The organism is Winogradskya humida (assembly GCF_016862215.1).
Taxonomy (GTDB): domain Bacteria; phylum Actinomycetota; class Actinomycetes; order Mycobacteriales; family Micromonosporaceae; genus Actinoplanes; species Actinoplanes humidus.
Genome location: NZ_BOMN01000023.1, coordinates 119,411 through 132,899 on the forward strand (window position 1 = coordinate 119,411; position 13,489 = coordinate 132,899).

The window sequence follows — 13,489 nt, forward strand, 5'->3', positions numbered from 1 at the left end:
CGGTCACAGCTTTCGATCCCGCAGCCCGTCCCTGCAGAGAGAGAAGCCCCTATGCGACACAGAACAGGCAGGGCCCTCGGCGCCGCGTTGCTCGGCGCCGGGCTGGTCCTCGTCGCCGCCCCGCCGCCCGCGCAGGCCGCCGCCGCCTGCAGCGTGGTCTACAAGGTCCAGAGCCAGTGGACCGGCGGCTTCACCGGCGACATCGCCATCACCAACACCGGTGACCCGGTCACCAGCTGGAAACTCGAGTACGACTTCCCCGACGCCGGGCAGAAGGTCACCCAGGGCTGGAGCGGCACGTACGCGCAGACCGGCACCCACGTCACGGTGAACAACGTCGCGTGGAACGGCGGGCTCGGCACCGGCGCGAGCGTGAGCACCGGCTTCAACGCCACGTTCACGTCCGCGAACCCGTTACCGACCGCGTTCACGCTCAACGGCACCGCGTGTAACGGGGCTGTGGCCGCGCCGACCGTGGCGATCAGCAGCCCCGCCGCGAACACCCGCTACACCGCGCCGGCCTCGATCCCGATCACCGCCACCGCGACGGCCGGCACCGGGCGTACGGTGAGCAAGGTCGAGTTCTACCACGACGGGCTGCTGCTCGGGTCCGACACGTCCGCGCCGTACGCGTACACGTGGGCCAGCGTCCCCGCCCAGGCCGCCGCGTACCACGTCCAGGCGGTGGCCTTCGACTCCGCGGGAGTGCGCAGCACAACGGCCGACGTCCCGGTCTTCGTCGACGCCTCCGCGAACCCGGCCGTCGTCACGGACTCCACAAGCGTCACCGTTTCGCCAGGTAAAACGGCGACGTTCAAGGTGTCGCTGTCCAAGGCGCCGACGGCGAGCACGACCGTCGCCGTCGCGCGTACCGCCGGGGTCACCACCGTCTCCGCCGCACCCGCGTCGCTGACCTTCACCACGGCGAACTGGAACACTCCGCAGACCGTGACCGTCACCGCGACGGCCGCCGCCGCGGTGAACACGAACGCCACGTTCTCCGCGACCGGCACCGGCCTGACCGCCGCGACAGTGCTCGCCAGCGTGGTCGCGGAGGGTAGCGCCGACGCCCGGTTCACCCAGCTCTACAACGACATCAAGAACCCGGCGAACGGCTACTTCAGCCCCGAGGGCGTGCCGTACCACTCGATCGAGACGCTGATCGACGAGGCGCCCGACCAGGGACACGAGACGACGTCCGAGGCGTTCAGCTACTGGCTGTGGCTCGAGGCCGAGCACGGCCGCGTGACGCAGGAGTGGGCGCCGTTCAGCTCGGCGTGGCAGACGATGGAGAAGTACATCATCCCGTCGCACGCCGACCAGCCCACCAACGACAAGTACGACCCGTCGAAGCCCGCAACGTACGCCGCCGAGCACCCGCTGCCGTCGCAGTACCCGTCGCAGCTGGAGCCCAGCGTCAGCGTCGGGACGGACCCGCTCGCCAACGAGCTGAAGACCACGTACGGCACCCCCGACGTGTACGGCATGCACTGGCTGCTCGACGTCGACAACGTCTACGGCTTCGGGCACTGCGGTGACAAGACGACCCGGGTCGCGTACATCAACACGTTCCAGCGGGGCCCGCAGGAGTCGACGTTCGAGACCGTGCCGCAGCCGTCGTGCGACACGTTCGCGGCCGGTGGCCCCAACGGTTACCTCGACCTGTTCACCAAGGACACGTCGTACGCCAAGCAGTGGAAGTACACCAACGCCCCGGACGCGGACTCGCGCGCGGTGCAGGCGGCGTACTGGGCGTACACCTGGGCCACCGAGCAGGGCAAGGGCTCGCAGATCTCCGCCGCCGTGGCCAACGCCGCGAAGATGGGTGACTACCTGCGCTACTCGTTCTACGACAAGTACTTCAAGAACCCGGGCTGCACCTCGACCGGCTGTGCTCCCGGCACCGGCAAGAGCAGCTCCAACAACCTGATGTCCTGGTACTACGCGTGGGGCGGCGCCACCGACACGGCGGCCGGCTGGGCGTGGCGGATCGGCTCCAGCACGAGCCACTTCGGCTACCAGAACCCGATGGCGGCGTACGTGCTGTCGACCTCGAGCGCGCTGACGCCGAAGTCGTCCACCGCCAAGGCGGACTGGGCTGCCAGCCTTTCCCGCCAGGTCGAGTTCTACCAGTGGCTGCAGTCGGCCGACGGTGGCATCGCCGGCGGCGCGACCAACAGCTGGAACGGCGCGTACGAGGCACCCCCCGCGGGCACCCCGACGTTCTACGGGCTGTCGTACGTCGAGGCCCCGGTCTACGAGGACCCGCCGTCGAACCGCTGGTTCGGCATGCAGACGTGGTCGCTCGAACGCCTCGCCGAGTACTACTACCTCTCCGGCGACGCCAAGGCGAAGGCGGTGCTCGACAAGTGGGTGCCGTGGGCGCTGGACAACTCCACCATCTCCGCCACGAGCTTCGCGATCCCATCGGACCTGGCGTGGTCGGGCAAGCCGGACACGTGGAACCCGTCGAGCCCGTCGGCGAACAGCAGCCTGCGCGTCACGGTGACCAGCAAGGGCCAGGACCTCGGTGTGGCCGGGTCGTACGCGAAGCTGCTCACCTACTACGCCGCGAAGTCCGGTGACACCCGGGCGAAGACGGCCGCGAAGGGACTGCTCGACGCGATCTGGTCGTACAAGGACAGCAAGGGCGTCTCGGTCACCGAGACCCGCGCCGACTACAACCGGATGGACGACGTCTACAACGCCTCCACCGGTCAGGGCATCTACATCCCGCCGGGCTGGACCGGCACGATGCCCAACGGCGACGCGATCAAGCCCGGGGTCTCGTTCCTCGACATCCGTTCCTTCTACAAGAACGACCCGGACTGGCCCAAGGTCCAGTCGTACCTGGCCGGTGGCGCCGCCCCGACCTTCAACTACCACCGCTTCTGGGCACAGGTCGACGTAGCCACCGGTTACGCGGAGTACGGCCGGTTGTTCCCGAACGGTTGATGAGCAGGGCCCGGGGCGCGGCTTCCATCCCCGCGTCTCGGGCCCCTTCCAAACCCGGGCTTGCCTTTCCGGGCATATGCCACGATCATTTCCTGGCGTCGCTCCCGTCCCGTCCCCTCCTCGCGAGGGGTCGGGACGCGGTGCGTTTCCGCCGCCACGGAACGGATGTGCATGTCCAAAGAGGATCCCTCGCAGACCACCGAGCTGCGAGTGGGTGGCTGGGTGCCGCCCGCGCCCCAGACCCCGCCCGGCTACCCGCCGATGATGGAGTCGTTCCTCGCCTCGGCGAGCGCCACGATCCCGCAGCAGGTCACGGATCTCCCGGTTCGCCCCGGTCTCTCCCGCAGCCGCCGCGGCACCGTGGTCGCCTGCTCGGCGCTCGCCGTCCTGCTCGTCACGGGCACGGTCGCGTGGCAATCGTCGCGGCCCGGTACGGCGAGCGGGCCGCGGTTCGTCACGCTGCCCACGGTGCCGACCGTCCCGGCCCTGCCGCTCACGGTCCCGTCGGCCTCCCCCTCGGCCTCCCACTCAGCGTCACCTTCGCCGTCGGCGTCGGCGTCCCCCTCGCCTTCCGCGTCGAAGTCGGCATCACCCTCGGCGTCGCCGTCCTCACTCGCCCCGTCGGCGTCCGCTCCGTCTACAAAGCCGACAAAAGCCCCTACGGTCGCGCCGCCCGCAGGACCATTCTCCATCGGTACGCGCATCGGCCTCGAACCGTCCGGAATGTCGGGCTACCGCGTCCGCCACCGCGACTACCGCGCCCGCGTCGACCGGATCGGCAGCACCAGCTCATCGCTCGAGCGCGCCGACTCGACGTTCACCGTGCGCGCCGGTCTCGCCGACAGCGCTTGCGTGTCGTTCGAATCGACCAACTACCCCGGCTACTACCTGCGCCACCGCAACGGCGAGATCTGGCTCGACCGCCGCCAGGGCACGTCGCTCTACACCGCCGACGCGACCTTCTGCGCGACCAGCGGCCGTCAGGCGGGCACGGTCCTGCTGCACTCCAGCAACTACCCCGACCGCTACCTCTCCGTACGCCGCTCCCGCCTGCAGCTCAGCACCCAGCCAACCGCATTCACCGTACGCTCAGGGCTGTAACCGTCCACGTAGTCTGAGCCCATGGCGGACCTGGACGAGCAGGAAGCGCTGGCGCTCGTCGTGCGGCTGGCAACGGACAACGGCGTCGCGGGCCAACTACCCTTCGCGACGCCACCCGCCGCCTCGGCACCCTCGACCTGTCCGCTCCGAAGGAAGCCGTACCACCCACGCTCGACGCCGGCCCGGCCACCACCGCCCGCCTGATCGACGCCGTCACCGCGATCCTCCCGCACATCGCCCGCCCCGGCACCACCTCCGCCGACGCCTCCACCCCCTTCACCACCCCGCACCGACGGTGAGACCAGCGGTGCCGGCTCGTTTGTGATCGGCTGGGGCTGGGGCTGGGTCCGTCTCTCAGAGCCGGAAAAGAACGCGCTGTCTGGGGCGCCCGGTTCATGCTGATCACCGCGAGCCGCCTTCTCGCAAGACCGTGCGTTACCGGCTCAACCAGGCCCCGCGCACCCTTTTACTGACCAGGCTGAGAAAGACGAGACCACCTGGGCTCACGCCGCTGGCCTCGCCGCGGCTGACCAGCGACGGACCTCCGGCCCCGGCCCAGCGTCGCATCGGCCTGCGTCGCATCGGCCTGCGGCGGTCGGCCTGCGGCGGTCGGCCTGCGGTGGCCGGCCGCCGGACCGTGATCCGCGGGGTACGGGCTCTGCGTCCGGTGCTCTGTTGCCGGGGCGGTGATGACGGCCGAGGCCTGTGGGTCCTGGCTCAGGGCCGAACGGATCTGTTCGCGGAGTTCGGTCGGGTCCGTTCGGTGACGCCACGTGGTCGTCATCCCTGGCGTCAGCCGCGGGCGGTCTGCGGAGGGCGAAAAGGCGCCAGATATTGCGGCCAGGGCTCGGATAGCGCAACTTTTGGTCGGGCCGGCGGTCAAGCGTGGGGCAATCATGCCTCAGCCCGTGACATATGCATTCTGCCATGGGTGACGGACCGTAACGATGGCTCTGGGCGTGACTTCCCGGGCGGCGGACCGTGCCTCAGCGGCGTGGGCCGGGCGGTGCGGCGGGGTCCGTAGGCTGGGGGGATGGCGGAGATTGTGCAGCTGCTGGCTTCGGGCGTACACCGGTATGAGGGGCGGCCCAAGGATGGGCCCGCGCCGGCTCCGGAGGGTGAGCTTGTTGAGGCGATCGTGCTGCGGGCCGGGCTCGGGGTGGTGGGGGACCGGTATTTCGGGAAGCAGGCGCACAAGGACGCGAGTGTGACGGTGATCGCGCGGGAGGGGCTGCCGGCCGGGGCTGACCTGCGGCAGACGCGGCGCAACATTCTGGTCGCCGGGATCGAGGTCGACGAGTTGGTGGGGGCCGTGCTCAGTCTGGATTCCGGGGACGGGGCGGTGCGGTTGTCGGTGCGGCGGCGGGCCAATCCGTGTGCGTGGATGGAGGAGACGATCGGGCCGGGGGCGTTCAAGGCGTTGCGGGGCAAGGGTGGGATCCGGTGTGTGCCGCTCGACGACGGGACGTTGCGGCTCGGGCCGGTGAAGGTCGAGATCACGCGGGAATGACGAGACGCCCGGGCCGGAGAGAATCGGGAATGACGAGACGCCCCGGCCGAGGAAGGCCGGGGCGTCGGGGGTGACGGTCAGCGCTGCTGGGCGCGGGCGTACTTCTGGCGGAACTTCTCGACGCGGCCGGCCGTGTCGAGGAGGCGCTGCTTGCCTGTCCAGAACGGGTGGCTGCCCGAGGAGATGTCGACGTCGAGGACCGGGTAGGTGTTGCCGTCCTGCCACTCGATGGTCTTCTCGCTCGTCGCGGTCGAGCGGGTGAGGAAGCTGTAGCCGGCGCTGCGGTCGCGGTAGACGACGTAGCCGTACGTGGGGTGGATACCAGTCTTCATTTTCCGACCTCCTGAAGGATCCGTGGAGGTAAACGCCCGGCGGGCGTTGTTATTCCGCGGTGCGGCCGGCAATCATGCGGATGGTCCAGCCCTCGGCGTCGCGGGCGGTGCTGACCTGGGCGCACGCCTGATGGGTGATCCAGAGGCCGCGGCCGCCGAGCTGGCCCGGGGCGGCGGGGAGGAGCCCGGCGAACGGGTCCTTGGGGCCGTCGCCGGCGTCGGTGACCGTCACCACCAGGCGGCCGGGGGTGCTCCAGGCCCGGAGCCGGACGGGGGAACGGCCGTAGCGCATGGCGTTCGTGACCGCCTCGCTCACGCCGACCAGCAGGTCGTCCAGGTCGTCGGGTGTCAGGTCGGCGCCGAGATCGCGCACCGCGGCGCGGGCCTGCGCCGGGGAGGGATCGTGGAACTCCGCGTGCGGCGGGGCGGCCTGCAGCGGGTCCGGCACGAGCGGGTGGTGCTCGGAGAGGTACGCGCTGGGGTCGGCGAACGCGGTGCTGGTGGTGCTGCCGCCGCCGTGCCGGGCGAAGCGGGGGTGGGTGCGGGCGACGTCCGAGCGGACCTGCGCGGAGGTGCGGCGCTCGTCGTACGTGCAGAGGCTCCAGAGCGGGTAGTCGTCGAACGCGACGTTGATCGCTGACTCGTACCGTGCCCAGGCGCGCCAGGTGTCGCCGGTGCCGCCGGACGGGACCTCCCCGACGATCCGGATCTGCTCGGCGCCGTCGGCGACGCAGGCCGCGAGCATCGCCCGGTAGTCGCGGATCGCCGTGACCGGCCGGTCGTAGGTCGCACCGCCGGCGAGGTAGCCGACACCGCACCTCTTCGGGAGGGCGCCGCGGAGCAGGTCGCCGGACGGTGTGCCGAGGACCACGATGGAGGGCTCGCCGGCGGCGACGCCGTCGAGCAGGAACGGCACGGCGACGCTGAGGAACTCGTCGTCGGAGGCGTACTGAAAGGCCTCGTGGTAATAGCCGCGGTGCCCGGCTGCCGCCCCTGTCCTCATCGAATGGTCTCCACCCGTAGTGCGGTCAGGTCGAGCAGTGCCGCCAGGCGGGCAGCGGTGCCACGGCGGGTGCGCAGGACCGCGGTGGCACCACGGCGGCGCGCCCACGAGTCGAGCTGCATGAGCGAACGGTGATCGACGAACGCGAGCCCGGCCGCCTGCAGGACGACCTCGCCGTTCACCGGGATCAGATCGGCATGGGCGAGGGCCTGCTTGAGCTCTTCGCGGGTCGAGTCGTCGAGCTCCCCGTCGAGGCCGGCGCTCGACGATCCGGTCGAGTCGGCGTACAGCCGGAACGGGGCGTCGGAGTCGGGGTGCACGCAGGTCAGGCCGGCGATGACGGCGTCGCCGAGGATGCGCCGGTCGAAGCCGCACAGGCCGCTGAGCGGGTGTCCGCGCATGTAGCGGTCGATGAGGTGCTCGTAGCGCGCGTATCCCGCACGCAGCAGCGGGTCGCGCACCAGCCAGGTGGTGTCGGCGGCGATGCTGAGCCCGGTGTGGCCGCCGGCCAGGGCCCGCTCCACCTCGGCGGCCCAGGTGGCGACCGTGGCGGCCGGGTCGGTGATGCCGTCCGGTGGATATTGAGTGGCGGGGTGTGCCAGCTCCGGCTCGAAATCCCAGCCCCGCGGCGCCCGGTCGGCGACGTAACGCACCCGGTGCCCGGCGGCCCGCCCCGCGGCCAGGAAGTCACGTGCCGCGACCTCGAACTCCGCCGGGTCGTCGAAGGCCACACAGCCGTGCCCGAAACTCACCGGGGCATCGAGCGTAACCATGTATTCATGATAGCGAGGCGACCCCCGCGCCGATCATCCCGCGGGGGAGCCGGCGATCATGCGGATGGTCCAGCCCTCGGCGTCGCGGGCGGTGCTGACGTGCGCGCACGCCTGGTGGGCGATCCACAGGCCGCGACCGCCGACCTCGTCGGAGCCGGCGGGCATCAGACCGATCAGCGGGTCCGCGGGGCCGTCCCTGGCATCGGTGACGGTCACCACCATGCGGCCGGGTGCTGTCCAGGCTCGTACCCGGACCGGCGGACGGCCGTGCTTCATCGCGTTGGTGACGGTCTCGCTCACCGCGACCAGCAGGTCGGTCAGGTCCTCGCCCTGCAGGCCTGGGTCGAGCTCGCGGACCATCCGCCGGGCCTGCGCGGGGGATGGTCCGCGAGCTGCGCGGCGGGCGGGCCGGTCTGCAGCGGGTCCGGCAGCAACGGGTGTGCTTCCGAGAGGTACGCCCTGGGCTCGGCGAACGTGGGACTGTCCGCGCTGTGGCCGCCGGCCGGGCGTACCGGGGGTGAGTGCGGCCTCGTAGCGTCGGCCGGGTCGGTGATGCCCTCCGGCGGGTACTGCTCGGCGGGCATCGCCAGCTCGGGCTCGAAGTCCCAGCCGCGGGGCGCGCGGTCGGCCACATAGATCAGCCGGCGACCGGCGGCGCGCCCGGCGGTCAGGAAGTCACGTGTCAATCTCCGCCTACTGCCCCAACAACCACCCGTGCGGGGACGCCAGCTTGGCGGCGGCGGACGGGCCCCAGCTGCTCTGGGCGTACTTCTGCAGGCGCGGGCGGTTCTCCAGCAGGGGGGTGACCGCCTTCCAGGCGGCCGAGAGGCCGTCCGGGCGGGTGAACAGGGACCGGTCACCCAGCAGGACGTCATTGATCAATCGGGCGTACGGCGGCAGCGGCTCGGCGTCGGGGAGCTGCGCCAGCGGCAGGGTGACCGTGGCCGGGTCGACGGTCAGCGCGACGCCGGGCTTCTTGGCGAGCAGGGACAATCCGAACTCGCCGTTGCCGGAGAGCGAGAACGTCAGCACGTTCGCCTGGGCGGGCAGGTCGGCGAACGGGCCTTCCGGCGTGCGCAGGACGATGCTGACCCGCTGCTCGCTGGCCGCCATCCGCTTGCCGGTGCGCAGCAGGAAAGGCACGCCCCGCCAGCGCGCGTTGTCGATCCAGAGCCGGGCCGCGACGTACGTGTCGGTGCGCGAGCGGGACTTGATGCCCTCGACGTCCTGGTAGCCCTCGAACTGCCCGAGCACCACCTCGGCGGGGTCCAGCGGCCGGAACGCCTTGATCACCTTCTCCCGGGCGCTCTGCAGCCCCTCGGCGTCCAGGCTGGCCGGGGGTTCCATCGCGACCTCGGCCGCGACCTGGAACAGGTGCGTGACGAGCATGTCGAGCGTCGCGCCGGTGGCGTCGTAGAACAGGGCGCGGTCGTCGATGCCGAGGTCCTCGGGCACGTCGATCTGGACGCTCTCGATGTGCTTGTTGTTCCACATCGCCGCGAAGAGCTCGTTGGCGAACCGCAGCACGTGCAGGTTCTGCGTCGCCTCCTTGCCCAGGAAGTGGTCGATCCGGTAGACCTGCGACTCGTCGAGCACCGAGTGGACGGTGCGGTCGAGGGCGCGGAAGTCGGCGGGCGAGGTGCCGAACGGCTTCTCGAAGACGACCCGGCTGCCCTTGGCGAGCCCGTGCTCGCTGAGCGCCTTCGTCAGCTCGCCGAAGTGTGACGGCGGGACGGCGAAGTAGTGCACGAGCTGGGCGTCCTCGCCGAGCTTCTCGCGCGTGTCGCCGATGACGTCGAGCAGGCTGCCGGGGGAGTCGGTGTCGAATCCGCCGCCGGCGAAGTAGAGCCGCTTCTCGAACTGCTTCCACGGGCCCTTGCCCGGCGCCGGCCCGAACTCGCTGAGCGCGTCGTGCACGTGCTTGCGGAAGTCCTCGTGGGCCACGTCGCCCCGGCCGTTGCCGACCAGCGCCCAGTCCTCGGGGAGCAGGCCCTCGATCGCGAGCGTGTAGAACGCGGGCAGCACCATGCGCTTCGCCAGGTCACCGGTCGCGCCGAACAGCACGAACACGGTCTTTTTCGTCGCCATGACCCAGATGTGACCTGCGGAGGCCCGCTCTAATCCTGCCCGGCCGGTCCTGTGTCGCGATCCACCGGGCTCGCCCGTCCCGGCCATCGACGCCGCCCGCGCCGAAAAGATTCAAATTAATCCCTTAGGAATTGAACCCTCCGAATGTGCGCGGGAAGTGAACCCATCGACCCCCGGGTCTCGTATCAGCCCCCGTACACCGACATTGAGGTCCGGCGAACAGGAGTGGTGATGAGCTACCGCAAGCGACGGGGTATCGGCGTCAACCGCAAGGCTATCGGGGCGGGTCTGTTTGCCGCGGTGCTGGTAGCGGGTGGTGTGACCGGCTTGCAGCTGGCTTCCGCGAGCGAGGAGACGAAGGCCGCGGAGATCGTGGTCGTCGATGGTCAGAACTTTGACATCGCCGGCTGTGAGAAGTTGGAAATCAACGCGGGCGCGGTTGTCTGCGACGGCGAGGAATTGCAGCCGGAACAGGCGGTGGGCGCCGCCGAGGCCGCCGCTGCGTCGGCTGCCGCGCTGGAAACGGCGTGTGACCAGTTCGCGATCGACCAGGCCGCCGCCGACGCCGAGGCGGGTGCCGCGGACGACGCCGGCGCCGCTGACGAGGCCGGTGCGGCCGACGAGGCCGGTGCCGCGGATGAGGCCGGTGCTGCTGACGAGGCGGGCGCGGCCGGCAAGGCCGAGGCGCCCGCGGAGAAGGCGAAGCACGAGCCGCTCTCCAAGAAGATCAAGAAGGCTATCGCGAAGAAGTACGCGAAGAAGATGGAAGCGGCCGCCGAGGAAGAGGGCGCTGCGGATGCCGGTGCTGCTGGCGACGCCGGTGCCGCTGAGGAGGGTGGCGCTGCTGCCGAGGATCTCGACGCCGCGGTGACCGCCGGTCGTGAGGGCCTGCTGACCGCGTGTCTCACGCTGGCCGACGCCAAGGCCGCCGCCGCTGCCGCGGCCGGTGACGCCGGAGCTGCTGACGACGCTGGTGCTGCCGACGAGGCCGGCGCCGCGGATGAGGCCGGTGCCGACGAGGCCGGTGCTGCTGATGAGGCGGGCGCCGCGGATGAGGCCGGTGCTGACAAGGCCGGTGCTGACAAGGCCGGTGCTGACAAGGCCGAGGAAGGCGCTACCGCCAAGAAGTAACGGGTAGTGGGTGAGCGGCGCGGTCCCTGGCGGGGGAGCGCGCCGCTTCGCTGTCCGAGATCATCGGCGGATCGGGATGCGCAGGCCCTCCGCGGTCGGTTTCCAGTCGGCGCTGTCGCGGGAGTCCGCGGTCAGCCCGGCGGCGGAGGCGGCGGCGATGAGCAGGAAGAAGAGCAGGACGAGTAGTCCCATGACGGTCACAACCTTTGTCCGGCGGGGTGGTGCGGGTGCCGGTGGCCACCGGGTTGTTCCTCTCCAGTCTGGAGCGCGCGCGACGGCGGGGACAGTGGCAGATATGCCATACATCTTCAAATTCCTGCCAACCCTGGTTACGCTGGCCGCATGCTTGCGAAAGTCGCCGTGATCGCGCAGCCCGACGTCGCCGTGTTCGAGCTCGGGGTGCTCTGCGAGCTGTTCGGCTTCGACCGGACCGACGAGGGGCTCCCCGCGTACGATTTCTCGGTCTGCAGCGTCGGCGGGCGCCCCGTGCGTACCCATGCCGGGTTTTCGATCTCCCCCGAGCATGACCTGACGCCGGTCGACGAGGCCGATCTGGTCGCGCTCGTGCCCAGCTGCGACGAGGAGAACCCGCCGCCGGAGATCGTCGAGGTGCTGCGCCGGGCCGCCGCCCGTGGTGCGTGGGTGATGAGTGTCTGCACCGGAGCGTTCACGCTCGGCGCGGCCGGGTTGCTGGACGGGCGCCGCTGCACCACCCATTGGCGTCACGCCGACCGGCTCGCCGCGCTGCACCCGGCGGCCGAGGTCGACCCCGACGTGCTCTACGTCGCCGACGGCAACATCCTGACCAGTGCGGGCACCGCCGCCGCCGTCGACGCGGGGCTGCACCTGATCCGCGAGGAGCAGGGCGCCGAGGTGGCCCGCCGGATCGCCCGGCGGATGGTGATGCCACCGCACCGCGACGGCGGTCAGGCGCAGTACATCGAGACGCCGGTGCAGTCCGTGGAGTGCGAGACGCTGCAGCCGCTGCTCACCGACGTGATGGCGAGCCTGGACCGGCCGCACACCGTGGAAACCATGGCCGCGTGGGTGCACATGGCACCGCGGACGTTCGCCCGCAAGTTCCGGGCCGAGACCGGCGCGACCCCGCACGACTGGCTGACCGGTCAGCGGGTGCTGCTCGCCCGGCGCCTGCTGGAGGAGTCCGACCTGGGCGTCGACCTCGTCGCGGTGCGGGCGGGCTTCGGCGGTGCGGCGACGCTGCGCCACCACTTCGGGCAGCGGCTCGGCACGACGCCGCAGGCCTATCGGGCGACGTTCCGCGACAGGTACGCGACCAGCGTCGCCTCCTGAGCCCGCCGCCGGCGCGCGACATACCACCGGCGTCCCCCATAAACCAGCAGACCTGCGGCTCCGACCAGACCGGTGACCACCAGGCTGGTCCGCGGCAGCGCGCCGACCAGCACCGGCAGGTCGCAGGAGCCGACGCCGGCGGGGATCACCGGGATGACCGCGCCCACCTCGGGCAGATCCCCGGCGAACTCGGTCCCCGTCACCCGGCACCGCACGTCGTTCACCGGGTCCGAGACCTTCAGCACGGCGTCGTTGTTGTCGTGGGCGACCACGACCGCATCGGTCATCGCCCCGGCCGTCGCCTCGAGGTGCGGATCATCGCGCCCGGCGAGGCCGGTGCCCAGCGCCAGGGCCGTGAGCAGGCCGGTCAGGGTGAGCACGAAGACCCTGCCCGACCCGGGGTTCCAGGTGGGGGCCGTCGTCACCCGAAGACCTTGTGCAGCAGCGTCGGCGGGCGGTCGCGCTTGCTCCACTCCCGCGGGTAGCCCAGCGACACCTCCTGGAAGCGCACGCCGTCCTGCCAGGTGGTGCGGGGGATGTGCAGGTGACCGTAGACGGCGGTCGCGGCGCGGAACCGCTTGTGCCAGTCGTCGGTCAGCTCCGTGCCGCACCACTGGGCGAACTCCGGGTACCAGAGGACCTCGGTGGGGTGGCGGTGCAGCGGCCAGTGGCTCACGAGGACGGTCGGCAGCTCCGGGTCGATCGCGGCCAGCCGCTTCTCGGTAATGGCGACGCGGTCCCGGCACCAGGACTCACGGTCCGGGTACGGGTCCGGGTGCAGCAGGCCCTCGTCGGTGCAGACGACGCCGGTGTTGTACGCGTACGCCAGTGACTCCTCCTTCGTGACCGTCCCCGGTGCCCGCCACGTGTAGTCGTAGAGCAGGAACAACGGCGCCACCACCGCGGGCCCGCCGTCGCCACGCCACACCGGATAGTCGTCCTCGGGGGTGAGCACCCCCAGGTGGCGGCACATGGCGACGAGGCGCTCGTAGCGCTCGACGCCGCGCACCTGCACCGGGTCACGCGCGTGGGTCCACAGCTCGTGGTTGCCGGGCGCCCAGATCACCTCGGCGAACCGCGACCGCAGGGTCCGCAATGTCATCTCGACCTGGCCGAACACCTCGGCGACGTCACCGGCGACGATCAGCCAGTCGTCGGGGGAGGTCGGTTGCAGCCGGTCGAGCAGCTTGCGGTTCTCCTCGTACGCGACGTGCAGGTCGCTGACCGCGTAGAGCGTGCCCGCCACTACGCCTCCTCGCCTCGATGCCACCGTTGACGTCCTTCG

General features: G+C 70.9%; 14 protein-coding genes. 5 read left to right on the forward strand and 9 right to left on the reverse strand.

Features of this window, described 5'->3' with window-relative positions; translation table 11 throughout:
* Nucleotides 1-51: 51 nt before the first annotated feature.
* The 3 genes from Ahu01nite_RS09750 to Ahu01nite_RS09760 all read left to right on the forward strand — a co-directional run bounded on the left by Ahu01nite_RS09750 (nt 52) and on the right by Ahu01nite_RS09760 (nt 5,566).
* Complete coding sequence (locus Ahu01nite_RS09750) at nt 52-2,955, forward strand: glycoside hydrolase family 48 protein (RefSeq protein ID WP_203836123.1); 2,904 nt, start codon at nt 52-54, stop codon at nt 2,953-2,955.
* A 171-nt stretch (nt 2,956-3,126) separates the two neighbouring features.
* Nucleotides 3,127-4,056 (forward strand): AbfB domain-containing protein, encoded by a 930-nt coding sequence (locus Ahu01nite_RS09755; protein ID WP_203836124.1) that lies wholly within the window; start codon nt 3,127-3,129, stop codon nt 4,054-4,056.
* Nucleotides 4,057-5,089: 1,033 nt separating this feature from the next.
* Nucleotides 5,090-5,566, forward strand: a complete 477-nt coding sequence (locus Ahu01nite_RS09760; RefSeq protein WP_203836125.1) for a molybdenum cofactor biosysynthesis protein — start codon at nt 5,090-5,092, stop codon at nt 5,564-5,566.
* A 77-nt stretch (nt 5,567-5,643) separates the two neighbouring features.
* Here Ahu01nite_RS09760 and Ahu01nite_RS09765 read toward each other — a convergent pair whose 3' ends face one another.
* From Ahu01nite_RS09765 to zwf, 6 genes are read right to left on the reverse strand one after another with little or no spacing between them, the layout of a single operon-like run.
* Nucleotides 5,644-5,898, reverse strand: coding sequence for a type B 50S ribosomal protein L31 (locus Ahu01nite_RS09765; RefSeq protein ID WP_203836126.1), 255 nt, complete (start codon nt 5,896-5,898; stop codon nt 5,644-5,646).
* 49 nt (nt 5,899-5,947) lie between these two features.
* Nucleotides 5,948-6,901, reverse strand: coding sequence for an anti-sigma factor RsbA family regulatory protein (locus tag Ahu01nite_RS09770; protein ID WP_203836127.1), 954 nt, complete (start codon nt 6,899-6,901; stop codon nt 5,948-5,950).
* The gene (locus tag Ahu01nite_RS09775) at nt 6,898-7,674 is read right to left on the reverse strand and encodes an MEDS domain-containing protein (protein WP_203836128.1); all 777 of its coding nucleotides are present in this window, start codon (nt 7,672-7,674) and stop codon (nt 6,898-6,900) included. Before Ahu01nite_RS09775 ends, Ahu01nite_RS09770 begins: the two co-directional genes overlap by 4 nt.
* A gap of 33 nt (nt 7,675-7,707) precedes the next feature.
* On the reverse strand, nt 7,708-8,034 hold the full coding sequence (locus Ahu01nite_RS09780; protein ID WP_203836129.1) for an ATP-binding protein: 327 nt from the start codon (nt 8,032-8,034) through the stop codon (nt 7,708-7,710).
* Nucleotides 7,992-8,360, reverse strand: coding sequence for a hypothetical protein (locus Ahu01nite_RS09785; RefSeq protein WP_203836130.1), 369 nt, complete (start codon nt 8,358-8,360; stop codon nt 7,992-7,994). Before Ahu01nite_RS09785 ends, Ahu01nite_RS09780 begins: the two co-directional genes overlap by 43 nt.
* 7 nt (nt 8,361-8,367) lie before the next feature.
* Nucleotides 8,368-9,762 (reverse strand): glucose-6-phosphate dehydrogenase, encoded by a 1,395-nt coding sequence (gene zwf, locus Ahu01nite_RS09790; RefSeq protein WP_203836131.1) that lies wholly within the window; start codon nt 9,760-9,762, stop codon nt 8,368-8,370.
* Between the two features lie 231 nt (nt 9,763-9,993).
* Here zwf and Ahu01nite_RS09795 point away from each other — a divergent pair, with 231 nt between their 5' ends.
* Complete coding sequence (locus tag Ahu01nite_RS09795; protein WP_203836132.1) at nt 9,994-10,893, forward strand: hypothetical protein; 900 nt, start codon at nt 9,994-9,996, stop codon at nt 10,891-10,893.
* Nucleotides 10,894-10,953: 60 nt separating this feature from the next.
* Here the strand turns inward: Ahu01nite_RS09795 and Ahu01nite_RS51335 are convergent, their stop codons facing one another.
* Complete coding sequence (locus Ahu01nite_RS51335) at nt 10,954-11,085, reverse strand: hypothetical protein (protein WP_275411724.1); 132 nt, start codon at nt 11,083-11,085, stop codon at nt 10,954-10,956.
* Between the two features lie 150 nt (nt 11,086-11,235).
* Between Ahu01nite_RS51335 and Ahu01nite_RS09800 the strand changes: the two genes are divergently transcribed.
* Nucleotides 11,236-12,204 carry a GlxA family transcriptional regulator gene (locus Ahu01nite_RS09800; protein WP_203836133.1) on the forward strand — a complete coding sequence of 323 codons (969 nt, stop codon included), beginning with the start codon at nt 11,236-11,238 and terminating at the stop codon, nt 12,202-12,204.
* Here the strand turns inward: Ahu01nite_RS09800 and Ahu01nite_RS09805 are convergent.
* Together Ahu01nite_RS09805 and Ahu01nite_RS09810 are read right to left on the reverse strand one after the other, a co-directional pair.
* Nucleotides 12,156-12,629, reverse strand: a complete 474-nt coding sequence (locus tag Ahu01nite_RS09805; RefSeq protein ID WP_203836134.1) for a hypothetical protein — start codon at nt 12,627-12,629, stop codon at nt 12,156-12,158. The genes Ahu01nite_RS09800 and Ahu01nite_RS09805 overlap by 49 nt on opposite strands.
* Complete coding sequence (locus Ahu01nite_RS09810; protein WP_239158745.1) at nt 12,626-13,450, reverse strand: metallophosphoesterase family protein; 825 nt, start codon at nt 13,448-13,450, stop codon at nt 12,626-12,628. The genes Ahu01nite_RS09805 and Ahu01nite_RS09810 overlap by 4 nt, the downstream gene beginning before the upstream one ends.
* Between the last annotated feature and the right edge of the window lie 39 nt (nt 13,451-13,489).